This window comes from Amycolatopsis sp. NPDC049159, assembly GCF_040648295.1.
Classification (GTDB): Bacteria; Actinomycetota; Actinomycetes; order Mycobacteriales; family Pseudonocardiaceae; genus Amycolatopsis; species Amycolatopsis pretoriensis_A.
Window position 1 is genome coordinate 195,078 of sequence record NZ_JBEZDL010000019.1, and the last position, 24,088, is coordinate 219,165.

Here is a 24,088-nt window from a genome sequence, read left to right on the forward strand (position 1 = left end):
CGGTTGCCTCGCAGGAAAACGCCGGGACCAGCCAGCCACTTTCCGACTCCGTCGAACACTCGGCCGGAATCAACGCGGAGATACCGGAGAACGGAGAAATTCCCCGTACGCACCGAGCGGTGAATTGCCCGAAGCCTCGTTATCCTCGACCAGGAACGACGTTTTCGAGGAGATTCACCGATGCCCGACGCACTCTTTCCCGAAGCCCCCGCACCGCAGCCCGAGGTCGCGCTCCTGCGCCGCGAGCGCAACCGCTGGCTGCGCCACGAAGCGAACCTGGTCCTGGGACGCACCCGGGCGGACGAGCCCGAAACGCAACAGGCCCGCACCGCCCACCTGGTGCTCACCTACGCATTGGCGGTCATCGAACAGCGCCCCGCGGTGATCGGGTCGTTCGCCGATCTCACCCGGCCGCACCGAGACCGGAACTGAGGCCCGGCGCCGGCTGCGCGGCGTGCGACGCCTGGACGGGTGCGTACCGCAGGCAGACGAGCGCGATGTCGTCCCGTGCGGGGGTGTCTCCCACCAGGACGTCGATGAGACCGTCGCACAGGTCCTCCGGGTCTGCCCCGGCGTACCGGGTCGCCGCCGACAGCAGGTCGGCGAACGCCTCGTGCAGGGGCAGCCGGTTCTGTTCGATCAGCCCGTCGGTGTAGCAGACGAGCGCGGATCCCGGCAGCACGGTGTGTTCGGCCTCCGGGCGGCCGCGCCGGGGCGGCAGGCACAGCAGCGGTGACCGGGCCCCGTCGAGCAGCGCGACCGTCCCGTCCGGTGCGACGAGCACCGGCGGCGGGTGCCCGGCCGCGGCGTAGCAGAACCGGCCCGTCGCCGGGTCGAGTTCGGCTACCAGCGCGGAGGCGTGCTCAGCGCCGGCGGTGCGCCCGGCAACCAGGTCCAGCCGGTCCAGCACGGCGGCCGGGCGGAGTTCGGCGAGGATGAGCGCCGTCGCGGCGCTGCGCATCTGCCCCATCGCCGCGGCGGCGGACAGCCCGTGCCCCACGACGTCCCCGATCGTGACCGTCACGCGCCCGTCCGGGTGCGTGACCAGGTCGTACCAGTCGCCGCCGATCGAAAGGCCGCGTTCGCTCGGCCGGTACCGGGCGGCAGCCGCCACACCGCGGGGGACGGCCAAGTGCCGGGGCAGCTGACTGGTCTGCAGGGTCCACGCGATCGAGTGCTCGTGATCGGCGACCCGCGCCGCGTGCAGCACGAGCCCGGCGCGGACGGCGAGGTCGGCCACCAGAGCGAGGTCGTCCGGTGTGAAGCACCGGCCGGAGCCGGCGTGCCCCAGCACGAGTGCGCCGCGCACGCCGCCCTCGGCGGCCAGCGGCACGCCGACCGTCGAGGGCGGCTGCCCGGCGACGTGCCGCTCCCCGGTCACCAGCACGGTCTTCAGTGCGGGGACGCCCGAGCTCCGCGCGGCGGAGGCCGCGGTTCCGCCGGCGTCGCGCGACGCCGAGACGACAACCGTGTCGCCGTCTTCGCCGAACTCGGCGACCGCGAAGTCCGCAAGTGCCGGGACGAGCGCGTCGACCAGTCGCTGCGCGCGTTCGGCCGTGCTTCCCGGCGTGCTCAGCGCCGCCACGAGGTCGCCCAGCAGCCGCTGCCGCCGTTCGCCGTCCTCCGCCCTCCGGCGCGAGCGCCGCTCGGCCTCGTACAGCCGGGCCCGGTGCACGGCTTGGGCGGCCTGTGAGGCCATTGTGAGCAGCAGGGTGCGCTGGGCACCGGGGTCGGCGCCCGGCTCGCGGAAGTACAGCCCGAGGTAGCCGAAGACGTCCCCCGCCGTGCGCAGCGGCAAGACCGCCGCGGCGTGCCCGGCCGCGGTCCCGCCCGGGACCGGGTGCCCGCCGGCGAAGAAGCGCGGCCGCCCGTCCCGCACCACGGCGGCTTCGGCGGTCCCGGCCACGACCACCGTGCGGGTCACCGGACCGGCACCGGTGCCGGTCCACACCTGCGGGCTTCCGCCGTCGCCGAGCAACCCCACCGCCGCCGCGGCCAGCGCACCGTCGTGGACCTCGACGAAGACGGTCACGATCCGGTCGATCCCGTTCGCGGCCCCCAGTTCGCCCGCGACGGCCTGCAGCAGCCGCGCCCGTACGTGCGCCGCGTGCTCGGCCGCGGCCACCGACTCGGCGCGGCGCCGCCGCTCCTCCGCCACCACCGCACCGCGCACCGCGGCGTCCCGTTCGCTGCCGGTCACCGCGAGCAGAAGCATCGTGAGCAGCACCACCGCCAGCAGCACCTGCAAGTGGACGAGCCCCGCCGCCGGGGCGTCGCCGGCCCACGGTCCCCGCCCCGCGGCCGTGGCGGTCGTCGCCACGAACGCGATCACCACACCGGCCGCCGTCACGACGCGCAGCCCCCACCACAAGGCGACCCACCCGAGCGCGACCACCCCGGCGTACCCGGCCACGGAGACGTCCGCCCAGAACACGAGGAGCGCGAGCCCGCCCATCGCGGCCGTGGCCGCGATGGCCCCGCCGCGTCGCGCCGGAGCCGGCTCGCGGTCGCCCCACACGAGCAGGGCGGTGCCGACCACCAGCACCCCGAGCCCGTCGCCGAGCCACCACCGGCCGGCCACGGCCCACCAGGCGGCACCACCGTCGCTCGCGAGCACGGCGGTCGTCGCCCCGGCCACCGCACCCACCGCCGGAGCCGCGAGCACCGCAGCGGCCACGAACCTTGCGAGTCCGCGCCAGGTGCCGCCCGGCCGGGCCGTCCCCAGCAGGAGCGCGCCCAGCACCGGTTCGGCGGTGTTCGCGACGGCGAACCCGGCCGCGGCGAACGGACCGAGCCCTTCTGCGACGTCGACGAGGAACTCCGCGGTCGCGATGCCGGCGCAGGCGAACGGCCAGACCCGCCGCGGCAGCAGGCACAACAAGGCCAGGCTGAATCCCGCGGACGGGAAGAAGGTCGGGCCCGCCCCGGCGGAGTCGAGCACGGTGAAAGCCAGCTGGGAGCCGGCCGCGTACCCCGCCCCGGCCGCCACACCCCACAGCGCCGGCTTGCCCAGCCTTCGCAGTCTCTCGCGCACCACTGTCACTCCCCCGCGCCCTCGCGCAGCGCGCGGACCACTCTGCTGGACCGGCGTCGTGCGAGGCAATCCCCCGTTCGCAGCGGAGTACCTTCGCCGCCGGAAGTCCCGCGCCGCCGGGAGAAATCCTTCGAACCAGCGCGGCGAAGGCGATTTTCCGCCCGCGGAGCCGGGCTGTGGTCAGCTCGCCGGCCCGCCGGCCCCGGGCTCCTCCTCCGCAGGCGGGTCGACGACGACCGGCGAGGCCGGCCGCTCGTGCACCACCCGCACCCGCGACGGCCGGGCGGCCTGGCAGGCCGGGTCACCGTCCGGGTGGGTGTAGCTGAACAAAGTGGCGAGCAGCGGGTGCGCTTCGTCACGGATCCCGCGCACCACGAAACCGCCGTCCGCGCTGATCGGGTGCCAGCAGTGCTCGCAGAGCATCAGCTCGGGTACATCCATCGCCCGCACCGTCCAATCCGGACCACAGCGCCGCCGGCGGCGCTTCCCTGGGTGTGTCACCCCGGACCCGAGGGCGGCGGAGCCCAGGACGACCCGTCCAGGCTGACAGCCCGCGCCGGCCCGGCGGAGCCACCGAACGGACGAGGATCCACCGGAGATTTTCGGAAAACGAGAGGGGATCACACCGAGCGGAACCGGAGAATTCCGGGAGCCGGCGATTTCGGAAGGGCGGACGGGCGGGCGCCGGGACGTCGGCGACGAGCCGGCCGGACCGCCGCCTGTGGCCGTGACTCCGTCGGTGTCCGCGGCGAGGGACTTCGGGCCGCGGACCGCGGTGACTTCCGGCCCTGCCGGCGGCGGCGCGCGCCCGGGATCCTGGCGGGGACGCCGAGAGCGGGAGGCCCCATGCGTTACCGCGACCGACGGGAGGCCGGCCGGATGCTGGTCCCCCGGCTCCGGTACCTGAAGGCGCACCGGCCGGTCGTGCTCGGCCTGCCCCACGGAGGTGTCGTCGTCGCCGACGAGATCGCCGAAGCCTTGGCCGCTCCGCTGGACGCACTGCTGATCGGCGAGATCGTCGCGCCTCGCAGGCCCCGGGCGGTCATCGGGGCCGTCGGTGAACACGGCGTCGTGGTCAGCAATCCCGCTCTCGTTCGCAAGCTGGGCATCTCACCCGGCGACTTCGGCCGCGCCGCGGGCCACGCGAAGGCCGAGGTCGCCCGCCGGGCCGCCACTTACCACCCGTGGAGCTCGCCCGTCGCAGTCGGCGGGCAGACGGTGATCCTGGTGGCCGACGGCATCACCACCGGCGTCACCGTGCGCGCGGCGATCCGCGTGCTTCGGGCCCGGAGCGCCGCGCGCATCGTCTTGGCCGTGCCGGTCGCTCCGCTCGACGTGCTGCGCGCGGTGTCCCGCCACGTCGACCAGACCGTCTGCCCCCTGCCGCTGCGCCGGCGGACCGCGGTCGCGCCGTGGTACCACGACTTCCGGGACGTGGCGGAGGCCGACGTGCTCAGCCTGCTGCCGCGGGAGCACGCGCAGCCCTGATCGGGGGCGGCACCAGGCCCGCGCCCGGTGAAACGCCGAACCGGCCGCGGTGACTTCGGTCCCGACGGCGGGTGACCTCGTCCCCTGGGACCGCCTCCGCCGCCGGCGAAGGATTTTCTTCTGTCGACAGGAATCCGAGACCGGAGATGACCAGTGAGCACATCGGAGCTGAGCGAGTTGGGGCCGGCGCGCTGCCGGTCGCTGCTCGCCTCCGTCCCGCTCGGCCGGCTGGGTTTCGTCCGAGACGGGAGGCCTTCGATCCGGCCCGTCAACTTCACCTTGGCGGACGACGCGATCTGGCTGCGGGCGGGCCGGAACTCCTGGGCCGACCGGCTCGACGGGCAACCGGTCACCTTCGAAGCCGATGCCTACGACTCCGGCCGCCGCACGGGCTGGAGCGTGATCGTCACCGGGGTCGCCACCCTCACGACCGACGTCGGAACCGTGGCCGCCCAGCTCGGCGCGGGCCTGCGCTCGTGGGCTCCCCCACCGCGCGACCGGCTGCTGCGGATCGGCGTCGACCGGATCGAAGGCCGCCTGCTCGCCCCCCGCCCGGACGCAGACGACGCGACGGAATCGGGACCACCATGACGACACCACGCTTTCTGAGCCGCCGCACTGCCTTCGCGCTCCTGGCTGCCGGTCTCGCGCTGCTCCTGGCGGCGTGCGCTCCGGCCGCCGACGTCCTCGCCGGCTCCGCTTCGCAGCCCGGCTTCTGGCTGGGTCTGTGGCACGGGTTCATCTGCCCGATCAGCTTCGTGGTTTCGCTGTTCAACGACCACGTCGGGGTCTACGAGGTGCACAACAGCGGTCACCTGTACGACTTCGGGTTCGTGTTCGGCATCGTCCTGGCGGCCGGTGTCTTCCACGGCCCGGGCTACACGCGGCGCAGGCGGACCCGGCGTTCCCCCGGCCGCTGACCCACCGCCGGTGCGACGGAGGCACGGACATGAACCGACGAATCCCGGCCACCGCGACCATCGAAGCGGCGGTCGCCTTGGCCCTTCGCGCGCCGTCCGCCGGCAATTCCCAGCCGTGGCGCTGGCGGATCGGGTACAGCTCGGTGCACCTGTTCACCGACCAGGAGCGCCGGCCGCCCGACCCCGGCGACCGCGACCTGCTGCTCGGCTGCGGCGCGGCGCTGCACCACGTCCGCGTGGGCTTCGCCGCGCTGGGGTGGCGCACGGAGGTCAGCCGGCTGCCCGACCCGGGCGACCCGGCCCACCTCGCGGTGGTGACACCGCACCCGGCCGGTCCGTCGGAGGAAACCGTCGCCCTGGCGGCGGCGATCCCCCGCCGGCGCTCCGACCGCCGCCGCCACGGCGTTTGGCCGGTTCCCCGCGACCACCTCGCCAGGCTGGCGCACGTCGCGGCGTGTGAAGGAGCCGAGCTCGGGCAGATCGCGGACACCGCCCGCGGGCTCCGGCGAGCCGCGGTGGCCGCCGGAAGCCGGGACCGGCCCGGCACCCTGCTCACCCGGCCCCTGGCGAGCGGCGGTGAACTGCTGGTGCTGAGCACCGCCGCCGACGACCGGGTGGACCGGCTGCGCGCCGGCGAGGCGACGAGCGCTGTCCTGCTGACGGCGACCGCGCTCGGGCTGTCGTCGTGCCCGCTGACCGATCCGCTGAAGAACCCGGAGCTGCGCCGGGCCGCACTCGCGTTCGCGGCTCCGGGACAGCACCCGCAGATCCTGCTACGGGTCGGCTGGGCGCCACCCGGCACCGAACCGCCGCCGCCGACCCCGCGGCGTCCCCTCGGCCACGTCCTGGAGCCGCTGCAGGCGCCGCCGAAGTACCACCACCGGCTTCCCGCGCTCGGCGTCGACCCGAGCACCACGGCGTCCGCAGCGGACTGATGCTCGGGTCGTGCGCCGTCCGTGGGCACAAATGCCCGGCGGCACAGGAGGAACGACTCACCCGGACCTGGCTTCCGCCTCTCGCCGCGTTCCCCCACCGTGCGGGAACCTCGCAGGGCCGGCAGAACGCCCGGCACTTCCCCCGGACCGGAGCCGAGATGACTTTCGCCCACCAAGACCGGAACCCGGGGCCCGCGCGGACCGGCGGGTTCCCCAGCGGCCTGCGGGTGCGCGCGCACAGTGGCCGGTTCACCGGCCGGACCGGCGTCGTGGTCGGCCGCGTCCCCGACCTCCGCCCCGGCTCGGTCTGGGTCGAGTTCAGCCCCCGGGACGCGCGGCTCGTACCCGGCTACCGGCTCGACGTCGCCGAGCCGGACGACTGAAGGGGTACCGCCGTGTTCGACGAGCCCACGTCCGAACAGCGCGACTTCGCCACCCGGCTGGTGAAGCGGCGCGCCCGCGACCGCCGGGACGAGGCCGAACTGCTCGCGATGCTCGGCCTGGACCACACCGAAGCGGCACCGCCGGCGCACCGGCCGCACGGCCCGCTGTCGCAAGCCGAACTGCGGGCGATGCTGGCGCCGGTCGCCGCCGAACGGGCAACCACGAAGAACAGGGGTGGAGCATGTCCACATCCGGCACGAGGCGGACGGCCGCGGCCGCCGGCCTCCTCTTGATCACGGTCGCCGCCTGCGACCACGAAGCGAACACCGCGTCGCCGCCCTCCGCGTCGAGCGCGACCGCGGCGCCGCCGGTGCCGGCCGTGACCGCGACTCCCTCCCCGGTTCCCCGCCCGACGCCGGGGAACAGCACGCCCCCGATCACCCGGTGCGCCACGGCCGCGCTGCGCGTCAGCCTCGGGCCGGGCGACGGCGCCGCCGGGCACCTCTACGTGCCCGTCTCGTTCACCAACACCGGGCGCGCCTGCACGATCACCGGCTACCCGGGGGTCTCCTACTTCGCCGGCGGCGACCACCACCAAGTCGGCGAGGCCGCCGTCCGCGACCCCGGCGCCACGCCGGTGCTCGTCCTGCGGCGCGGGCAATCCGCCGTGGCCTGGGTCGACCAGGTCAATCCCGACAACTACGACCCGGCCGTGTGCGGTCCCACTCCGGTGACCGGTCTGCGCGTGTACCCGCCCGGCGGCACCGCGCCGGTGCTGCTGCCCGAGCCCGGAGCCCGCGCCTGTGCCAAGCACCTGCCCGGCCGACGAACCCTGGCCGTCCAAGCCGTGCGCCGCGACACCGGCGCACCGTGAAGCACGGCTCCCGGTGAGGCCTTTGTGCTTGACCGGCAAGGACTTCCGGCTCTGCCCCGGACCGGCGGACGCGAGGAGCGTCAGGGGTGAGGGACACCAGCCGCCTCCGCACGATCGGCGGCGAACCCCTCCCCCGCAACGGTGGTGACGGCGCGGGCCGACCTCCCCTCCCCGCCACCCGGCGGTCACCACCGTTCGCGGCGGCGGCTGCCGAGGGGATCCCGAGCGAGGACGTGATCGAGGTTCCCGGCGGAGCACAAGGTGTCCAGCGCGGTGCTGACCGCGACGGCCGCGTCCGCGACCTGGCTCTGGTGGATCCCGGCCTCAGCGGCGAACCGTTCGCAGAACTCCGCGACGTCGTAGGCCACCGGGACCCGGCCGGGGTTCCAGCCGTCGAAGAACTCGCCGCGCAGCAGCACCGCCGGGCAGCCGGTCGCGGACGACGCGCAGCCACGCGCGCAGCACGCGGTGGGCCATCTTCCCACGACGAACTCAGGTTCTCCTCCGGCGGAGCCCCGGCCGGGGCTGTGGCCGGAAGTCACCGGCGGTCAGGCCTTCCGGCCCCTCGGGCGCCGGATTCCACGAGGCCGGGTTCCCCGCCGAGGAGCGTTGTGGCCGCCGGGCTCGCGACGGCGGCCGCGCCAGCCTTCGTCCGCCTCTGCTTCCCGGTGCCGGATCGTCCGGCCGCCCTTGTGGTGGTGCGCGCGGTCGTACACGCGGTCCAGCAGGTCGTAGAGCTTGCGGGCGGCGCCGTGGCACGCCTCGGCCACCGACCCCGCGTGGTGGGTGACGGAAACCGGCCGGCGGCCGACAGGACGAGCCTCGAGCACGCATCGCCGGTCCGCTCCCGCGGCGTTTTCGTCGCCGAGGTGGACTTCCCAGCGGGTGATCCGGTCGGCGAAGCGGGCCAGCTCACCTTCGAGGCGCCGGGTGAGTGCTTCGCCGCCGGAGAGGACCCACCGACGCCTCGAGCAGTTCACCGGCCCCTGGTATCGCGGGCCGACGACGAAACCTGTCGCGGCGACGCGGCTCCAGTCCGTGCTCGACCGCTTGCGCCCGCCGATCCGCCGCGCTCCCGGCGGGCGGGCATGATGGCGGGCATGCCGCACCGCGTCCTGCTCGCCGACGACGACCGCGCCATCCGCGAATCGCTCGTGCGCGCGCTCGAGCTCGAACGCTACGACGTCACCGAGGTGACCGACGGTGTGAGCGCGCTGGCCACGGCCCGGCGCGAAGAGTTCGACGTGCTGATCGTCGACGTCATGATGCCCGGCGTCGACGGGCTCGGCGTGTGCCGCGTGCTGCGCGCCGAAGGCGACCAGACCCCGATCCTCATGCTCACCGCCCGGGTCGAAACCCCCGATCGGGTGGCCGGCCTGGACGCCGGTGCCGACGACTACCTGTCCAAGCCCTTCGAACTCGACGAGCTCCTCGCCCGGCTGCGGGCCCTGCTGCGCCGCACCTCGGCCGAACCCGGCACCGCCACCGCGAGGACGCTGCGGCTGGGCGAGCTCGCGGTCGACCCCGCCGCCCGCCGCGTCTGGTGGCAGGGCACCGAGATCACCCTGTCCAAGACCGAGTTCGACCTCCTGGAGCTGCTGGTCCGCAACGCCGGCATCGTGCTCGACCGCTCCACCATCTACCAGCGGATCTGGGGCTACGAGTTCGGTTCGGACTCGAAGAACCTCGCCGTCTACATCGGCTACCTCCGGCGCAAGCTGGACCAGGCCGGCGCCACCGGACTCATCCACACCGTGCGGGGCGTGGGCTACTCGGTGCGGCCCTCGTGAACCTGCGCAGCAAGCTCGCGATCGCGTTCGCCGGCGTCGGCGCCGCCGCGGCCATCCTGGTCGGGGTGTTCAGCTACCAGGCGGCCTCCCAGCGGATCGACGCGGAGCTGGACCGCTCGCTGCTCACCACCTCGGCGGAAGTCGCGGCCGGCGCGACGCAGGTGCTCGCACCGAGCCCGGTCACCCGCGGCCCCGATGACGACGACCACGACGAAGCCCAGCCGATGGTCGCCCAGTCGATCGCCCCGGACGGGACCGCCCGCCCGATCGGCGGCCGCCGGGTGCACCTGGACGTCGCCGACGCCGATCGGACGTTGGCCGCCACCGGCTCCCTCGGCGCCCACCGCTACTGGGACGTCGCCGCCGGCCGCGACGACTACCGCGTGATCACCGTCGCCTTGGGCCCCGGCCGCGGAGCCGTTCAGCTCGGCATCGACGTGGACGAGTCCCGCCACGTGCTGAAGGAGCTGGCCGCCCGCATCACCGGCGTCAGCGCCCTGGTCCTGGCCGCCGCGGCGCTCGCCGGCTGGCTGCTGGCCAGGCAGATCACCCGCCGGCTCGTCCGGCTGACCGACGTCACGGAGCAGGTCAGCGACGGCCGCCTCGACGACGTCGCCGTCCCCACCGGCGGCCGCGACGAGGTCGGGCGGCTCGCGACGTCCTTCGACCGGATGCTCGGCCGGCTCGCCGACGCCCGCGCCGACCAGGAACGCCTGGTCCAGGACGCCGCGCACGAGCTGCGGACCCCGCTGACCAGCCTGCGCACCAACGCCAGCGTCCTGCGCCGCTTCGCCGAGCTCGGCCCCGACGCCCGCGCCCGGCTGCTCGACGACGTCGACGGCGAAGCCCGCGAGCTGACCCACCTGATCGACGAGCTGGTCGAACTCGCCACCCGCCGCTACGAAGCCGAAGAGCCCGCCCCGGTCGAGCTGGGCGAGATCGCCGGCCACGCCGCCGGTCGCGTCCGGCACCGCTCGGGACGCACCATCACCGTCGAAGCCGACGCGACGACCCTGACCGGTCAGGCCAAAGCACTCGAACGCGCGGTGGCGAACCTGCTGGAGAACGCCGTGAAGTTCGCTCCGGACGGCCCGATCGAGGTCGAGGTGCGGGACGGGCGGGTCCGGGTGCTCGACCGCGGCCCCGGCATCGGCGAGGAGGACGCGGCCCGCGTGTTCGACCGCTTCCACCGCGCGGACGGGGCCCGCGGCCTGCCCGGCTCCGGCCTCGGGCTGGCCATCGTGCGCGAGATCGCCCTCGCCCACGGCGGGTCGGTGTTCGCCGAGCCGCGGCCGGGCGGCGGCGCGGTGGTCGGGTTCACCGTCGGCGCCGATCTTCTCTTACCGAGTTCTCACCCTGGTCACGTCGGCGGCTAACCGGGCTCCGGAAGGGTGGATCCCGGAGCGATCACCCGAGGAGCCCGATGTCCGCCACTCTCGTCACCAGCCGCGTCTCGCGGCCCGCGGTCCGCGCGTGGTGGCGCGACGTCGCCGGCTCGACGGCCTGGCTGAGCATGCTGTTCGTGGTCGCGCTCTGGGTGTCCGGCCGCGGCCTGCAGGATCTCCGCACGGACTTCTTCACCTCCACCGGACGGCTGACCGGCCTGGTGTCGGCCGACCTCCTGCTCCTGCAGCTGCTGCTGATGGCCCGGATCCCGTGGGTCGAACGCAGCTACGGCCAGGACGAACTCGCCCGCCGGCACCGGCTCGCCGGTTTCACCTCGATCACCATGCTCGCCGCGCACATCGTGCTCATCACCCTCGGCTACGCGGCGGCCGACCGTTCGGGCCTGGTGGCCGAGGCGTGGGCGCTGGTCACGACCTACCCGGGCATGCTCCTGGCGACCGCCGGGACGGCCGCGCTGGGCATGGTCGCCGTGACGTCGGTGCGCGCGGCCCGCCGACGGTTGCGCTACGAGTCCTGGCACCTGCTGCACCTCTACGCCTACCTCGGTGCCGGCCTGGCGCTGCCGCACCAGCTGTGGACCGGCGCCGACTTCACCGCGTCCCCGCTCGCCACGGTCTTCTGGTGGACCGCCTACGCGGTGGCGGCCGGCGCCGTGCTCGTGTTCCGGCTCGGGCTGCCGGGGTGGCTGAACCTCCGGCACCGGCTGGTCGTGGAGCAGGTCGTGCCGGAAGGCCGCGGCGTCGTCTCGGTGTACCTGCGCGGCCGCGACCTCGACCGGCTTCCCGTGGCCGCGGGCCAGTTCTTCATCTGGCGATTCCGCTCCGGGCCCGGCTGGACACGCGGCAAACCGTTTTCCCTCTCGGCCGCCCCCGACGGGCAGCGGCTGCGGATCACGGCGAAGGACCTCGGTGCGGGCAGCCGCCGGCTGGCCACCCTGCGGCCCGGTACGCCGGCGCTCTTCGAGGGCCCGTACGGCCGGCTGACCTCGACTGTCCGAAAAGGACGGAAGCTCGCGCTGTTCGCCTCCGGCATCGGGATCACGCCCCTGCGTGCGCTCCTCGACGAACTCCCCTACCACCCGGGGGAAGCCGTGCTGTTCCAGCGCGCCGGCCGCGCGGCCGACCTGCTGTTCCGCCAGGAACTCGACGACCTCGCCGCCCGGCGCGGGGTCCGGCTCCACTACCTGCTCGGCCGCCGCTCCCGCGCCCGCGCGTCGTGGCTGCCCGCCGGCTACGCCCCGGTGCCCGACGAGCAGGTGCTGCGCCACCTGGTGCCCGACATCGCCGACCACGACGTCTACGTCTGCGGCCCCGACACCTGGACCGCCGCCGTGCTCGAGAGCGCCCGCCGCGCCGGCGTCCCCGCCGGCCGCGTCCACGCCGAGCGGTTCGCCTGGTAGGAAAGGACTTCCGATGCGCAGGATCGCCATCGCCCTCGCCGCGACCGTCTCGATCGTCGTGCTGTTGTTCAGCTACCGCACCAGCACCGACCAGACCCCGGTCGCCGCCGGGCGGCCGCTCGGCGGCGGCCAGCCGTCCCGCACGTCCGCCCCGGTCACGTCCGGCCCGGCGGCATCCAGCCCGACGACGTCCGGTGGCGCCTCGGGCGGCGACGGCACCTTCACCGGCGACGCCGCCGACACCCGCTACGGCCCGGTGCAGGTGCGGATCACCGTCGCCGGCGGCCGGATCACCGACGCCCAGGCCATCGAGTACCCCCAGGAAAGCGGCCGCGACGTCCGGATCAACTCCGAAGCCGTGCCCGAGCTGAACCAGGAGGCGCTGCAGGCGCAGAGCGCGCAGATCGACACCGTCAGCGGCGCGACCTACACCTCCGAGGGCTACCAGCAGTCCCTGCAGTCCGCGATCGACGCGGCCCACGGATGACGAGCCCGCAGCGACAGCGCCGGTCCTGGACCCGGTCGATCATGGGCACCGAGATGAGCCTGCACCTGCGCGGCCCCCGGGTGGACAGCGACCCGGCCGTGGAACCGGCCGTGGCCGCGGTGTTCGGGCACCTGCGCGCCGCCGACGAGCTGTTCAGCACCTACCGCCCGGACAGCCAGGTCAGCGCGATCCGCCGCCGGGAGCTCTCCCCCGGCGACGCCCACCCGTGGGTCACCGAGGTCGTGGCGCTGTGCGAGAAAGCCCGGCAGCGGACCGGAGGGTACTTCGACGCGTGGCTCCCCGGCGGATTCGACCCGTCCGGCCTCGTGAAGGGCTGGGCGGCCGAAGGCGCCGCCACCCAGCTCGCCCGCCTGCGCGGGTTCGACCACTACCTCAACGCCGGCGGCGACGTCACCGGCCGCGTGGCCTCCCGGTGCCCGGCGTGGCAGGTCGCCGTCCAAGACCCGCAGAACACCAACGCCTTCCTCACCATCCTCGAGTTGCGCAGCGGCGGCGTCGCCACATCCGGCTCGGCCGAACGAGGCAAGCACATCATCGACCCGCACACCGGCCGCCATCCCGGCGATCTGCTCGCCGTGACGGTCACCGGCCCGAGCCTCCTGTGGGCCGACGTCTTCGCCACGGCCGCGTTCGCCCGCGGCGGCGAAGACGTCGAAGAGTGGGTCGCCACCTGTGCTCCGGGCTACGAGGTGGCGGCGCTCGCTCGCGCTCCCTGAAACCCGCTCCCGCGACCGATCCCACCACACTCCACAAAGGACACCATGACCACCGTCAGCGGCCTGCCCGCCCACATCCTGCTCGTGCACGCCATCGTCGTCCTGCTGCCGTTGTCCGCGCTCCTGCTGGTGCTGAGCGCACTCTGGCCCGCGGCGCGCGCCAAACTGGCCGGCCCCAACGCGATCCTGGCCGCCCTGGTCGTGATCCTGGTCCCCATCACCACCGACGCCGGCGAATGGCTCGAACGCCGCGTCGCGTCGACCCCGCTGGTCCGCACCCACACCGAACTCGGCGACACGGCGCTGTGGGTCGCGATCCCGGTGGCCGTGCTCGCACTCCTGGTGTGGTGGCGCCGCCGCGAGAGCCTGCGGACCCCAGCCGCCGGCACCGCGAACGCGACCGGCCGCCGCACGTTCCTGGCCCCGGCGTCCACCGCGGTGACGGTGGTGCTCTCGGCCCTCGCCGTGGTGGCCGCGGGCGCGGCGGTCTACGACGTCTACCGCATCGGCGACTCCGGCGCCCAAGCCACCTGGCAAGGCCAGTACAGCTCGACCCCGGCACCGCGGGGTCCCGAACGTTGACGCAGCCGCCGGTCAGCCTTCGCCGAGCATCCCGGGGCCGAAGTGGACACCTTCGGCAGGCACACCACGACGGAGGAGGCCGGCGCGGCCGCAACGCCGGCAGCTCCCTGGCCGCGCCGACGGCCACTGCCAAGGGCTTCACCAGCCGAACACGAAGTAACGCAGCCAGAGGTAAGGCGCCGCGATCAGCACGGTGAGCAGCGTGACCTGTGCACCCTTGCGGGTGAACTCCCAGAACGAGATCGGGCTGCCCGACCGCGCCGCGATGCCGAGCATCACCACGTTGGCGCTGGCGCCGATCGCCGTCATGTTGCCGCCGAAGTCCGCGCCCAGCGCCAGCGACCACCACAGCGCCTCCGAGTGCCCCGGATCCGGGATGTCCTGGGTCAGCGCCAGCACCAGCGGGCTCATCGTCGCCACGTACGGGATGTTGTCGATCACCCCGGACAGCACCGTCGACACCACGAGGATCAGCATCACCGCCAAGAGCGCGTTGCCGCCGGTGGCGTCGGCCGCCAGCTTCGCCAGGTCCCCGATCACGCCGGTCTTGACCAGCGCGCCGATCATCACGAACAGGCCGGCGAAGAACAGCAGCGTCTCCCACTCGACCCCGGCCAGGAAGTCCTTCGGCTCGGCGCGCGAAATCAGCACGAGGACGCCGGCACCCAGCAGGGCCACCACGGACGGCTCGATGTGGAACAGCGAGTGACCCACGAACCCGGCGAACACCGCCAGCAGCACGACCCCGCACTTGACCAGCAGGCCGCGGTCGCGGATCGCCTCCCGTTCGTTCAGCCGCATCACGTCGGCCACCCGCGCCGGGTCCACGGCGAAGGACCCCCGGAAGACCCAGCGCAGCGCGAGCGTGAACGCGACGAGTTCGATCGCGACGATCGGCGTCATGTTGAGCAGGAAGTCGTTGAACGACAGGCCGGCGCGGCTGCCGATGATGATGTTCGGCGGGTCACCGATCAGCGTCGCCGCACCGCCGATGTTCGACGCCAGCACCTCCGCGATCAGGAACGGCGTGGGCTTGATGTCGAGCCGGTCGCACACCAGCAACGTGACCGGGGCGATCAACAGCACGGTGGTGACGTTGTCGAGGAACGCCGACGCGACGGCGGTGATCAGCACCAGCAGGACCATGATCCGCAGCGGCGAGCCCTTGGCCCGCTTGGCCGCCCAGATGGCGACGTACTCGAACACGCCGGTGCGGCGCAGCACGCCGACGATGATCATCATCCCGAGCAGCAGGAAGACGACGTCCCAGTCGATGCCGGTGTCGTGGGAGTAGAACGCGTCCTCGGAGCCGGTCACCCCGAAGGCCAGCACGACCCCGGCACCGACGAGGGCCGCGACCATCTTCGGGATCTTCTCGGTGGCGATGAAGACGTATGCGACGACGAAGACCGCGACGGCGAGGACGGTGCTCATCGCGCCGCTCCCGGGTTCAGCCGTGCGAGAGTGCCAGTTCCAGCAGCCGCGACGCGGAAATGACGCCGAGCAGCCGCTTGTCCTCCATGACGGCGACCAGCGGGCAGCGCAGGCGGGCCATGATCGCCGCGACCTCCACGATCGTGTCGTCGCCCTGCACGCGAGGCAGCTCCGACGGCTTCTCGGGCAGCAGCGACCGGACGGTCTTGCCGCCCAGCTTGTCCGCGATCCGGTCGGCCATCGACTCGTCCAGGACACCGGCCAGCGACGGGTCGTCCTGCACGTACCGCGGCACCAGGAACTGCACCACCTGCGACGCCGGCAGGATCGAGCACGGGCACCCGGACGCGTCGGTCACGACGAGGCCCGGCAGCCGCCGCTCGGCCAGCAGCTTCGCCGCGGCGAGCGCGTCGGAGTCGACGTCCACGACCGGGTACTCCTCGGCCATCTCCACAGCGTGCATCCACCCAGCGTACGGCGGGCGGAGCGGGGTCGCGGCGCACTATCCGGTGCTCCTTCCGGTTTCTTGACGGCCGGTGGGCAGGTTGTCCGGTGGCTCGAAGCTCAGCGCCTTCGCCACCGGGACGTCGGTCGAGGAATGCAGCGCGATCGACAGCGCGATCGTGACGGTGACCAGGTCGAACACCAGCTCGGCGTCCGGGATGCCCGACTGCAGGGCCAGCAGCCCGTAGACCACCGAGGCGAACCCCTTCGGCCCGAACCAGGCGGCCGCGGCCCGCTCGCGGCCGGACATCTTCGTCCGCAGCAGCGACAACGCCATCGCGGCCGGGCGGACCAGGACGATCGCCAGCACGGCGAGCACCCAGCCACCCACGCTCAGGTGCCCCAGGCGTTCCGGCGTGACCAGCGCGCCGAAGACCAGCAGCGCCGCGAACTTCGTGATTTCCGACAGCAGGTCGCCCAGCGGCTCGAAGTGCTCGGCGGCCACCTTGTCCATCGTGGCCAGCGTCGACCCCGCCGCGAACGCGGCCAGGTACGGGTTGGCGTGGGTCAGGTGGCACGCCGCGTACAGCATCACCGCGATCGCCAGCGGACCGAGCGCCTGCAGCCGCGGCTCGGCGGTCAACACCTTCAACCGCCACGCCAGCGTCACCAGCGCGGGGATGGCGATGCCCAGGACCAGGCCCAGCACCAGCTCGATCCCGACCTTTCCCAGGTCGGAGTCGGCGTGCGCGGCGGTGGCCAGGAAGATCAGCACGAACGGCAGCGCGAGCCCGTCGTTGAGCCCGGACTCGACGTTGAGCAGCCGCCGCAGCCGCAGCGGCACGTCGTCGCGGCCGACGATCGCCGCCGCGAACACCGGGTCCGTCGGCGAGAGGATCGCGCCGAGCAGCAGGGCCGTCGGCCAGTCCAGGCCGACCAGGAAGTGCGCCGGGACCGCGATCCCGATCATCGTCAGCGGCATGCCCAGGCCCAGCGCCCGGCCCGACAGCCGCCAGCCCTCCCGCAACGCCCGGACGTTGGCTCGCTGGCCGTCGGTGAACAACACCGTGAAGAGCGCGATGTCGGCCAGCGCGGTCACCAGCGGGTCGTGCGGCGCGATCTTCACCAGGCCGAAACCGCCCTGGCCGATCAGCGCACCGGCGAGCAGGAACAACAACGCCGTCGACAGCACCGTCCGCGCCGCGACACCGGACAGGGACACACTGATGAGCAGAACGACGCCGAACGCCAGCACGAGCGCCATGGAAAATCCGTCCTCGAGTCGCCACCTCCGCCCGCTCCGGGCGGAGGGCCGACCAGACTTCCCGGCACTCCACGCGTAAAGATGCCGCAAAGACCGGCCGGGGGCAAACCGGAGACGCGATCGAAACCGCGCTGCGGGCCCTGCGCGGGGACCTCGCCCTGCTGCGTCCGACGATGGCGCTCGTCGTCGAAAGCGTCTTGCCATCCAGCAGGCGCCCAAGGGTCAGGAGCAGGTCTCCGCGCAGAAGTGCATCGAGCAGCACACGGCGTTCGTCGACCAGGCCTTCACCGGCCGCTGAGGTTCGTGCGACCACCGCCACGCGCCGGTGGCGGCCGCACGTCTCACCGGCGGGTCCGCTGGGGGAAGGTGAGCTTCCAGCCGCTGGGCCGGCGCGCGTAGACACTGCTCACCTGCGCCCAATACGGCAGCGCGGAGCGCGTCGCCGCGATGCCGTAGCGGACGACACCGGTGCCCTCACCGAGCTGGACGACACGCAGTCCGTGCAAGCGGAACTCCTCCCAGGCCGCAATGCACAACGCGTCGAGGGCCTCGGCGCGAGTCCGGATCGGCGGCAGGTCGGAGAGCAGCATCACTGCTGCTCGAGAACAGCGGGAAGACGGGCGCTACGCGCACTACGGGGCACCGAGTAGGTTCGCTGCGCCGGGCACGCCCTCGGGCGGCTGCGAGCCACAGCTGAGTACAGTGGAGACATGGCGGAGCGCATCGGCCGAGTGCAGCAGGTCATCCTGCTGTGCTTGCTCGCGCTGTGCGTGACCGCAATGCACCACGTGTCGGCGTCCGACGACGAGCCCCACACCGTGGCAACCTCCGTTTCCACAAGCATGAGCGCCGGCACGGGCTCGGGCGAACACCACGCTCCCGGCCCCGATGGCGCGCACGACACGCTCCACCTGTGCCTCGCCGTCTTGACCGCGATCGGCGCGCTCCTGCTGGCCCGGCTTTTGTTCGTACGGCGCCCGGAGGCCGGAAACCCCGTCCCACGGAGTTACCCGCGCGGCTCGTCAATTCCGGAGCGACCACCGGACAGACCTGGGCGGACCGTTCTGAACGTTCTCTGCGTGTTGCGGGTGTGATGTGCCGGACCACACCGGCCACTGTCACACCCACCTCCCAGAGAAGGTTTTGTCGTGCGCAAAAAACTGTTCCTCGGCGCGCTCGCCGTCGCCTCAGCTGCCGTCCTCGGCGCGTGCAGCAGCAACGACTCGATGTCCGGCATGGAGTCGCATTCCTCCGCGCCGGCTCCAGCACCCGCCTCCGGTCCGCGGGCGGGGCACAACGCGGACGACGTCACGTTCGCCCGGCAGATGATCCCGCACCACAGCCAGGCCCTCGACATGGCGAAACTGGTGCCCACGCGAAGCACCAACCCGAAGGTCGTCGATCTCGCCGGACGGATCGAGAAGGCGCAAGACCCCGAGATCAAGCTGATGCAGGGGTGGCTGTCCACTTGGGGCGCGAGCGCGACGTCGACCATGCCGGGAATGACCTCCGAGTCGATGCCCGGCATGATGTCGGCCGACGACATGACGAAGCTCGATGCCGCCAACGGCACCGAGTTCGATAGGGCGTGGCTCGCCATGATGATCAAACATCACCAGGGCGCGGTCGGCATGGCCGAGTACGAACTGAGCAAGGGCAGCAACCCCGAAGCGAAGGCGCTCGCCCAGAAGATCATCGACGCCCAGCAGGCGGAGATCACCGAGATGCAGAGCCTGCTGCAGCAGAGCTGATTCTTTCCGGCCGCCGGGCGAGTCTGTGCAACTACGTGACGCAGTTGCACAGACTCGCCCCGACCGTCGCTCCATCCCGGCCACGCCGCCCCGGGGGCCGAGCAGCAGTTCGGCGAGTTGCGGCAACTCCCACCCAGGTTCAGCTCGTCGAAGACGTCATGGATGTTCGTGGTTACCGATGACGATGCCGGGTTTCTCCGTGTTCGGACACGTTCCTGCGGACGCGACTGTCCACGCCCGAGCGTTCGATCGCCGGTGGGCCGCTGACCGTTCCCTTGCGGGCGGTCCGGTATCGGGTGTACGGCGGTCAGGCGAACATCTGCATACCGCCGAAGAACACCACCAGCAAGGCCCCGATTCCGAAGCCCGTCAAGAGCGCGCCGCCGAGGCCAGGCCGAATCCGGACTCCCGCGTAGGCCAGCCCCAGCGCGAGGATCATCCAGGCACCCACGGCGGCGAGGTGCGTCATCATGGTGCTGCTGAGGTCGAACGCGACTTTCGCGCCGCCGGCCACGATCAGTGCGAACACGACCGAGATTCCCGTGCGGCTCCACCGGTTCCAGGTCGCGCCGCCGGTCGAGGCAGCGTGCGGGTGACTGCGGGTCATGGTGACCTCCTCGTCGGATCACCTCAGTCTCACACGGTTCCCGCCCGATGATCCTTACCGCACGATTACCGGGCTTCGGACTCTCGGCCGCCCAGGACGATGCCCGGCGGGAGCGCTCACGTTCCGACGCCGGCCGGTTCCACTGCCCGCGCCGCGGGTGAACCGCGTGGCGCCACAACCCCATCGCCGCGACGCCAGCGAGGAAACGAAGGCGAGCCGGCGATCTCTCGCGTTCCACGGCGCTGATGCTGAACCGGGCGGCGGGCATGCCCGGCGCGACGACGAGGGCGACCGCCCAGCCGCCCGCGGCCGGGTCCCCCGGGCGTCGGCCCGAACACGGCGTTGCAGAACACCCTCGGCTTCGTCGGGCGCAAGAACGGAACGGCCCGAACGACTCCGCACCGGTTCACCGGCCCGCGTCGCGTCGCCTGACGGCCGCGCACAGCGCCGCTCCGGCCAGGAGCAGCACGCCCGACAGGCCGAGCAGCCTGCCCACGTCCATGCCGGTGTCGGGTAGCCGGTGCGGGCTCCGGGCCGGTGCCGGTGCCGGTGCGGGAGTGACCGGGACGTCGGCGACCGCCTGCCCGGCGGGGACCGCCGATCCGTCGGATCCGGTGCCGGCCGCGGTGGCTACGTTGCGCACCCGACCCGTGGCCACGTCGGCGGCGGTGACGGTGTGCGCGGGCACCGTGCACGTCATCGCCTGCCCCGGCGCCAGTGCCTTCGCAGGGCAGGTCACCGCGCCCGCCGACGGGTCGTCGACCCGGATCTCCCGGACGGTGACCGCGCCCGTGTTGGTGATGGTGATCGTCCACTCGATCCGGTCGCCGGCACCGATCGAGCCGTCGCCGTTCACGTCGATCGGCCGGGCCGCCTTGGTGATCGTGAGGGCCGCGGCCGCGGTGATCCGCACCGCCGCGCTCGCGGGCGCCGACTCCACCGGTGGCCCGCCCGAGGGCGGGGTGCCGGCCGCGACGGCCGTGTTGTCGATCCGCCCGGCGTCCACATCGGACTGTGTGACGCGGTAGGTGGCTGTGCACGTGACATGTTGTCCCGGCGCCAACGCGCCGGCGGGGCAGACCGGAGCCGGTGGCCCGCCGCTACCGGTGAAGTGGGTTTCGCGGACCGACAGCGCGGTGAGCGTCACATTGCCGGTGTTGGTGACGACGAACGAGTAGGCGACCTCCTGTCCGGCCGCGGAAACCGTCTCCGGCGAAGCCGTCTTCGCCAGGCCGAGCGCGGCGTCCGGCGGCGTCGGCACGACAACCGTCGACGGATCCGAGACCGGCGGTTCGCCTTCGGGCGGGGTACCGGTGGCGACCGCGGTGTTGACGACCTTCCCGGCGTCCACATCGGACTGGGTGAGCACGTAGCCGGCGGTGCAGATCGCCTGCTCCCCCGGCGCCAGCCTGGCCACCGTCGCGCCGCCGCCCGGGCAGGCCGGCGGGGAAAGGCGGCCGGTGCCCGAGAACGCTGTCTCGCGCACCTCGACCGCGGTCAGCGTGCGGTTCCCGGTGTTGGTGACCACGAAGGTGTAGGTGACCGCCTGCCCGGCCCGGAAGTGGCCGTCGTCGGCTGGATCCGCCGACTTGACCAGTGACAGTCCCGGCTTTCCGGGCACGGTCACCTTCGCCTGCGACGGACTCGAGGTGACCGGTTCGCCGCCGGGACCGGTGCCGGTCGCCTCGGCCGTGTTGGTCACCGCTCCGGCGTCGGCGTCCGACTGGGTCAGGGTGTAGGCAGCGGTGCAGGTCTGTGCCTGCCCGGGCGCCAGCGTCCGCGACGGGCACTCGACGACCGGCGCCGGGCCGGAGCCGCTGAACGCCGTCTCGAGCACGGCCACCGAGGTGAGGGTGCGGTTCCCGGTGTTGGTCACGGCGAACCGGTAGGTCACAGCCTCCCCGGCACCGGCGACAGTGGCCGGTTCGGCGGACTTGACCAAGGTGAGCGCGGGGCCGCCGCCGGCGGTGACGACCGCGGTCGCCGGCGGCGTGGTCACGGCCGGCAACCCTGCGGGCGGGGTTCCCGCCGCGGTGGCGCTGTTGGTGATCCGGCCGGCGTCGAGGTCGGCCTGGGTCACCGCGTAGTCCGCCGTGCAGGTGACGACCTGACCGGGGGCCAGCACCTCGCTCCCGGCCGGGCAGGCGACGGGTGACAGCGTTCCACGGCCGCTGAACGCGCCTTCGGTGACCGCCACCCCGGTCAGCGTCACGTTGCCGGTGTTCCGCAGCGTGAACGAGTAGCGGACCGGCTCGCCAACGGAAGCGACGGTGGCCGGGTCCGCGGACTTCGCCAGGGTCAACGCGGCCGCGCGGGTGACGATCACCTTCGCCGACGACGGCGCCGACGTGGTCGGTTCCGCCGCGCGCGGTGCCGTGCCGTGCGCGACGGCGGTGTTCTCGACCGCGCCCGCGTCGATGTCGGCCTGCGTGACCGGGTAGGTCGCCCGGCAGGTCCGCGCGGCACCGGGAGCGAGGGCCCCGGACGGGCAGGACACGACGGGCTCCGGGCCGGAGCCGGTGAACCGGGTCTCGGCGACCCCGACGTTGCGCAGCGTCACGTCGCCGGTGTTGGTGACCAGGAACGTGTAGCCGACGGGCTGGCCGGCGCGGTCGACGGTGGTCGGGTCGGCGGTCTTGACCAGGGTGATCGCCGGGTGCGCGGGTGTCGGGATCGAGACGCTCGAGGGGTTCGACGTGGTCGGGACCGTCGAGCCGGGCTGCTTGCCGTGCGCCGTGGCGGTGTTGTCCAGCCGGCCCGCATCGACGTCGGCCTGGGTCAGCACGTAGGTGGCGGTGCAGGTCGTGCTCGCGCCAGGAGCCAGCGTAGCGACCGGGCACAGCGTGGTGGACAGGACGCCGCTGCCGGAGAACGCGGTCTCGTCGACGCCGACCTCGTTCAGCGGCACGTTGCCCGTGTTGGTCACCCGGAACGAGTAGGTGATCGGCCGGCCGGCGGTGTAAGCGTCCGGGTTGTCGGGCGAGACCGACTTCTTCAGCGTCAGGGCCGGCGCCGGCTTCGCGGTCGGGGTGCGGGTCGACGAGGGGTCCGACGTCACCCGGGTGGCGCTGCCCGGGGGGAGCCCGGAGGCCGTCGCGGTGTTGACCGCCGCCCCGGAGTTCTCGTCGGCCGGGCTGACGACGTACGGGGCACGCGCGGTGCAGGTCTGCGACTCCCCCGGCGCGAGGCTCGGCCGAGGGCACGCGACCGAGCCGGCCTTGGCGTCGGTCACGGTGATGTCGTGCAGCTCCAGCGCGCCGGTGTTGGTGACGGTGAAGGTGTACCCGATGGTGTCACCCGCGTCGGTGATCCCGTTGCGGTTCACGTCGACCGGTGCGGCGGCGTGCTTCTCCAGCTTCAGCGTCGCGGGTTTCGCCGTGTTCGTGACCGTGCAGGACACGAAGTCGCCGATGCCGACGTGCACCCGCGCCGAGCCGCCGGCGTCGCCGGTGGGCAGTTCCCCGTCCGACTCGCCGTTGCGCGTGCAGGACCAGGCTCTGTCGTAATTGGACTCCAGCCCCGAGGTCGCCGTCTCCCGCAGGGTGTAGTCGCCCCCGCGGGCACCGGCCAGCACCGTGACTTCGCCGGTGCTCGCCGAGGTGCCGCCGCCGGTGTCGGCGGCACCGAGCACGCTCCCGCCCGGCGCGGCGACCGAGACGGCGAAGGAGTCGCCGGGGAAGCCCCGCACGACCTTCTTGGTCAGCTGGAGGCTGGAGACCAGCACGCCGAACCCCACCGCCTGGCGCCCGCCACCCACCATGCGCTGGCTGAACGACGTGGGGTCTTCGGCGGAGATGATCGCGGTGCCGGTCTTGTTGGCGCCCGTGCGCCCGGTGCACCGCACCGTCCGCGTGCCGATCCCGGTGTACGCGCCGCCGCAGGCGTTGCCGATCCCCGGATCGGTCCCGGTGGCGGTCAGCGACTCGAGCCGCGAGGACGAGGTCCACTCGATCGACTCGCCGGCGTCGGTCGATTCGGCGTCGGCGCCGACCAGCGCGTAGCCCTGCACCACCGCCCCGGTGCTGTCGGTGGCCACGATGTCGGTCAGCGCGGCGACCGTCGTCGAGCCGAAGGAGGTCTGGTACAGCGCCGGCCGCCCCGGAACCCCCGTGTAGTGCCCGGAGTTGCCCAGGTAGGCCGCGGAGTACGTCGGCAGCCGGTTCGCGGCCACGGGACCGCCGGACACCTTGAGCGTGACCGCGAGGCGGTACCCGCCGGGCAGCGCGAAGGTCAGCCGCTGGCCCGCCGCGGAGGTGGCCTCCGCGGCGTCGTACCCGGACAGGTCGAACCAGCACAGCGTCCGCGCGTAGGTACCGGTGCCCGCCGAGGCGAACCCGCAGTCGTGGGTCGCGGCGGCGGCCCGCGCCGCCGGCCCGAACGCGGACACACACCACACGAGCAACGCCACCACCACCAGCACCGGCACTTTCCGCCGCGACCAGCCACCCATCGAACCGGACACCTCCACCTCGGCTGTTGCTCCGGTCATCGTGCGTGCCCGCGCGGAAAACAGCTGGCAGAAAGATGATCATTCAATCGATCGTGGTGACC

General features: G+C 73.2%; 26 protein-coding genes. 16 read left to right on the forward strand and 10 right to left on the reverse strand.

Translation table 11 applies throughout. The annotated features are described in order from the left end of the window. The first annotated feature begins 180 nt into the window (after positions 1-180). Positions 181-432 carry a hypothetical protein gene (locus AB0B33_RS32270; protein WP_247022177.1) on the forward strand — a complete coding sequence of 84 codons (252 nt, stop codon included), beginning with the start codon at positions 181-183 and terminating at the stop codon, positions 430-432. On the opposite strand, the gene AB0B33_RS32275 is transcribed toward AB0B33_RS32270, so the two are convergent. Then, complete coding sequence (locus AB0B33_RS32275) at positions 404-3,034, reverse strand: SpoIIE family protein phosphatase (protein WP_360778589.1); 2,631 nt, start codon at positions 3,032-3,034, stop codon at positions 404-406. The two genes, AB0B33_RS32270 and AB0B33_RS32275, sit on opposite strands and share 29 nt — an antisense overlap. A gap of 180 nt (positions 3,035-3,214) precedes the next feature. Further along, entirely contained in the window at positions 3,215-3,475 is a 261-nt protein-coding gene (locus AB0B33_RS32280) for a hypothetical protein (protein ID WP_360778592.1), read from the reverse strand. Between the two features lie 405 nt (positions 3,476-3,880). Between AB0B33_RS32280 and AB0B33_RS32285 the strand changes: the two genes are divergently transcribed. From AB0B33_RS32285 to AB0B33_RS32315, 7 genes are all read left to right on the forward strand, one after another. After that, on the forward strand, positions 3,881-4,522 hold the full coding sequence (locus tag AB0B33_RS32285) for a phosphoribosyltransferase family protein (protein WP_360778595.1): 642 nt from the start codon (positions 3,881-3,883) through the stop codon (positions 4,520-4,522). A 153-nt stretch (positions 4,523-4,675) separates the two neighbouring features. Beyond that, positions 4,676-5,113, forward strand: coding sequence for a pyridoxamine 5'-phosphate oxidase family protein (locus AB0B33_RS32290; protein ID WP_360778598.1), 438 nt, complete (start codon positions 4,676-4,678; stop codon positions 5,111-5,113). Beyond that, complete coding sequence (locus tag AB0B33_RS32295) at positions 5,110-5,442, forward strand: hypothetical protein (RefSeq protein ID WP_360778601.1); 333 nt, start codon at positions 5,110-5,112, stop codon at positions 5,440-5,442. The genes AB0B33_RS32290 and AB0B33_RS32295 overlap by 4 nt, the downstream gene beginning before the upstream one ends. 29 nt (positions 5,443-5,471) lie before the next feature. Beyond that, positions 5,472-6,377, forward strand: coding sequence for an NAD(P)H nitroreductase (locus AB0B33_RS32300; protein ID WP_360778604.1), 906 nt, complete (start codon positions 5,472-5,474; stop codon positions 6,375-6,377). Between the two features lie 158 nt (positions 6,378-6,535). Further along, positions 6,536-6,760: a hypothetical protein gene (locus AB0B33_RS32305; protein ID WP_360778607.1), complete on the forward strand. Its 225-nt coding sequence runs from the start codon at positions 6,536-6,538 to the stop codon at positions 6,758-6,760. Positions 6,761-6,772: 12 nt separating this feature from the next. Then, a complete protein-coding gene (locus AB0B33_RS32310; protein WP_360778610.1) occupies positions 6,773-7,054 on the forward strand; it encodes a hypothetical protein in 282 nt (93 codons plus the stop codon). Beyond that, positions 7,003-7,635: a DUF4232 domain-containing protein gene (locus AB0B33_RS32315; protein WP_360778613.1), complete on the forward strand. Its 633-nt coding sequence runs from the start codon at positions 7,003-7,005 to the stop codon at positions 7,633-7,635. The genes AB0B33_RS32310 and AB0B33_RS32315 overlap by 52 nt, the downstream gene beginning before the upstream one ends. 185 nt (positions 7,636-7,820) lie before the next feature. Here the strand turns inward: AB0B33_RS32315 and AB0B33_RS32320 are convergent, their stop codons facing one another. Together AB0B33_RS32320 and AB0B33_RS32325 are read right to left on the reverse strand one after the other, a co-directional pair. Beyond that, the gene (locus AB0B33_RS32320; protein WP_360778616.1) at positions 7,821-8,120 is read right to left on the reverse strand and encodes a DUF2267 domain-containing protein; all 300 of its coding nucleotides are present in this window, start codon (positions 8,118-8,120) and stop codon (positions 7,821-7,823) included. Between the two features lie 63 nt (positions 8,121-8,183). Next, on the reverse strand, positions 8,184-8,615 hold the full coding sequence (locus AB0B33_RS32325; protein WP_360778619.1) for an HPF/RaiA family ribosome-associated protein: 432 nt from the start codon (positions 8,613-8,615) through the stop codon (positions 8,184-8,186). Positions 8,616-8,726: 111 nt separating this feature from the next. Here AB0B33_RS32325 and AB0B33_RS32330 point away from each other — a divergent pair, with 111 nt between their 5' ends. Genes AB0B33_RS32330 through AB0B33_RS32355 form a run of 6 tightly spaced genes read left to right on the forward strand, consistent with a single transcriptional unit; the run spans position 8,727 to position 14,037 of the window. Then, positions 8,727-9,425 carry a response regulator transcription factor gene (locus tag AB0B33_RS32330; protein WP_281506326.1) on the forward strand — a complete coding sequence of 233 codons (699 nt, stop codon included), beginning with the start codon at positions 8,727-8,729 and terminating at the stop codon, positions 9,423-9,425. Beyond that, positions 9,422-10,801, forward strand: a complete 1,380-nt coding sequence (locus AB0B33_RS32335; RefSeq protein ID WP_360778622.1) for a HAMP domain-containing sensor histidine kinase — start codon at positions 9,422-9,424, stop codon at positions 10,799-10,801. Before AB0B33_RS32330 ends, AB0B33_RS32335 begins: the two co-directional genes overlap by 4 nt. Positions 10,802-10,848: 47 nt before the next feature. After that, positions 10,849-12,231 (forward strand): ferredoxin reductase family protein, encoded by a 1,383-nt coding sequence (locus tag AB0B33_RS32340; protein WP_360778624.1) that lies wholly within the window; start codon positions 10,849-10,851, stop codon positions 12,229-12,231. 13 nt (positions 12,232-12,244) lie between these two features. Further along, positions 12,245-12,718 carry an FMN-binding protein gene (locus tag AB0B33_RS32345; RefSeq protein ID WP_360778627.1) on the forward strand — a complete coding sequence of 158 codons (474 nt, stop codon included), beginning with the start codon at positions 12,245-12,247 and terminating at the stop codon, positions 12,716-12,718. Between the two features lie 41 nt (positions 12,719-12,759). Beyond that, positions 12,760-13,455, forward strand: a complete 696-nt coding sequence (locus AB0B33_RS32350; protein ID WP_360778630.1) for an FAD:protein FMN transferase — start codon at positions 12,760-12,762, stop codon at positions 13,453-13,455. Positions 13,456-13,500: 45 nt separating this feature from the next. Continuing rightward, positions 13,501-14,037, forward strand: a complete 537-nt coding sequence (locus AB0B33_RS32355; protein WP_360778633.1) for a DUF2231 domain-containing protein — start codon at positions 13,501-13,503, stop codon at positions 14,035-14,037. Positions 14,038-14,175: 138 nt separating this feature from the next. Here AB0B33_RS32355 and AB0B33_RS32360 read toward each other — a convergent pair whose 3' ends face one another. The 4 genes from AB0B33_RS32360 to AB0B33_RS32375 form a co-directional block, all read right to left on the reverse strand. Further along, positions 14,176-15,471, reverse strand: a complete 1,296-nt coding sequence (locus AB0B33_RS32360; protein ID WP_360778636.1) for an ArsB/NhaD family transporter — start codon at positions 15,469-15,471, stop codon at positions 14,176-14,178. Positions 15,472-15,487: 16 nt separating this feature from the next. Then, complete coding sequence (locus AB0B33_RS32365) at positions 15,488-15,934, reverse strand: CBS domain-containing protein (RefSeq protein ID WP_360778639.1); 447 nt, start codon at positions 15,932-15,934, stop codon at positions 15,488-15,490. Positions 15,935-15,973: 39 nt separating this feature from the next. Continuing rightward, positions 15,974-17,179 (reverse strand): cation:proton antiporter, encoded by a 1,206-nt coding sequence (locus AB0B33_RS32370; RefSeq protein WP_360778642.1) that lies wholly within the window; start codon positions 17,177-17,179, stop codon positions 15,974-15,976. Between the two features lie 341 nt (positions 17,180-17,520). Further along, a complete protein-coding gene (locus AB0B33_RS32375; protein ID WP_360778645.1) occupies positions 17,521-17,769 on the reverse strand; it encodes a hypothetical protein in 249 nt (82 codons plus the stop codon). A gap of 120 nt (positions 17,770-17,889) precedes the next feature. Here AB0B33_RS32375 and AB0B33_RS32380 point away from each other — a divergent pair, with 120 nt between their 5' ends. Both AB0B33_RS32380 and AB0B33_RS32385 read left to right on the forward strand, forming a co-directional pair. Then, positions 17,890-18,273, forward strand: coding sequence for a hypothetical protein (locus tag AB0B33_RS32380; protein WP_360778648.1), 384 nt, complete (start codon positions 17,890-17,892; stop codon positions 18,271-18,273). 54 nt (positions 18,274-18,327) lie between these two features. Further along, positions 18,328-18,930, forward strand: coding sequence for a DUF305 domain-containing protein (locus tag AB0B33_RS32385; RefSeq protein ID WP_360778651.1), 603 nt, complete (start codon positions 18,328-18,330; stop codon positions 18,928-18,930). Positions 18,931-19,237: 307 nt separating this feature from the next. Here the strand turns inward: AB0B33_RS32385 and AB0B33_RS32390 are convergent, their stop codons facing one another. Further along, a complete protein-coding gene (locus AB0B33_RS32390; protein WP_360778654.1) occupies positions 19,238-19,537 on the reverse strand; it encodes a hypothetical protein in 300 nt (99 codons plus the stop codon). A 406-nt stretch (positions 19,538-19,943) separates the two neighbouring features. Beyond that, positions 19,944-24,026 carry a CshA/CshB family fibrillar adhesin-related protein gene (locus AB0B33_RS32395; RefSeq protein WP_360778657.1) on the reverse strand — a complete coding sequence of 1,361 codons (4,083 nt, stop codon included), beginning with the start codon at positions 24,024-24,026 and terminating at the stop codon, positions 19,944-19,946. Between the last annotated feature and the right edge of the window lie 62 nt (positions 24,027-24,088).

What these genes read in the sequence shown, in the direction of transcription:
- AB0B33_RS32270 (WP_247022177.1), top strand. Translation starts at nt 181, where the DNA reads ATGCCCGACGCACTCTTTCCCGAAGCCCCCGCACCGCAGCCCGAGGTC.
- AB0B33_RS32280 (WP_360778592.1), bottom strand. Translation starts at nt 3,475, where the DNA reads ATGGATGTACCCGAGCTGATGCTCTGCGAGCACTGCTGGCACCCGATC.
- AB0B33_RS32285 (WP_360778595.1), top strand. Translation starts at nt 3,881, where the DNA reads ATGCGTTACCGCGACCGACGGGAGGCCGGCCGGATGCTGGTCCCCCGG.
- AB0B33_RS32295 (WP_360778601.1), top strand. Translation starts at nt 5,110, where the DNA reads ATGACGACACCACGCTTTCTGAGCCGCCGCACTGCCTTCGCGCTCCTG.
- AB0B33_RS32300 (WP_360778604.1), top strand. Translation starts at nt 5,472, where the DNA reads ATGAACCGACGAATCCCGGCCACCGCGACCATCGAAGCGGCGGTCGCC.
- AB0B33_RS32305 (WP_360778607.1), top strand. Translation starts at nt 6,536, where the DNA reads ATGACTTTCGCCCACCAAGACCGGAACCCGGGGCCCGCGCGGACCGGC.
- AB0B33_RS32315 (WP_360778613.1), top strand. Translation starts at nt 7,003, where the DNA reads ATGTCCACATCCGGCACGAGGCGGACGGCCGCGGCCGCCGGCCTCCTC.
- AB0B33_RS32330 (WP_281506326.1), top strand. Translation starts at nt 8,727, where the DNA reads ATGGCGGGCATGCCGCACCGCGTCCTGCTCGCCGACGACGACCGCGCC.
- AB0B33_RS32340 (WP_360778624.1), top strand. Translation starts at nt 10,849, where the DNA reads ATGTCCGCCACTCTCGTCACCAGCCGCGTCTCGCGGCCCGCGGTCCGC.
- AB0B33_RS32345 (WP_360778627.1), top strand. Translation starts at nt 12,245, where the DNA reads ATGCGCAGGATCGCCATCGCCCTCGCCGCGACCGTCTCGATCGTCGTG.
- AB0B33_RS32350 (WP_360778630.1), top strand. Translation starts at nt 12,760, where the DNA reads ATGGGCACCGAGATGAGCCTGCACCTGCGCGGCCCCCGGGTGGACAGC.
- AB0B33_RS32355 (WP_360778633.1), top strand. Translation starts at nt 13,501, where the DNA reads ATGACCACCGTCAGCGGCCTGCCCGCCCACATCCTGCTCGTGCACGCC.
- AB0B33_RS32360 (WP_360778636.1), bottom strand. Translation starts at nt 15,471, where the DNA reads ATGAGCACCGTCCTCGCCGTCGCGGTCTTCGTCGTCGCATACGTCTTC.
- AB0B33_RS32365 (WP_360778639.1), bottom strand. Translation starts at nt 15,934, where the DNA reads ATGCACGCTGTGGAGATGGCCGAGGAGTACCCGGTCGTGGACGTCGAC.
- AB0B33_RS32370 (WP_360778642.1), bottom strand. Translation starts at nt 17,179, where the DNA reads ATGGCGCTCGTGCTGGCGTTCGGCGTCGTTCTGCTCATCAGTGTGTCC.
- AB0B33_RS32375 (WP_360778645.1), bottom strand. Translation starts at nt 17,769, where the DNA reads ATGCTGCTCTCCGACCTGCCGCCGATCCGGACTCGCGCCGAGGCCCTC.
- AB0B33_RS32380 (WP_360778648.1), top strand. Translation starts at nt 17,890, where the DNA reads ATGGCGGAGCGCATCGGCCGAGTGCAGCAGGTCATCCTGCTGTGCTTG.
- AB0B33_RS32390 (WP_360778654.1), bottom strand. Translation starts at nt 19,537, where the DNA reads ATGACCCGCAGTCACCCGCACGCTGCCTCGACCGGCGGCGCGACCTGG.
- AB0B33_RS32395 (WP_360778657.1), bottom strand. Translation starts at nt 24,026, where the DNA reads ATGACCGGAGCAACAGCCGAGGTGGAGGTGTCCGGTTCGATGGGTGGC.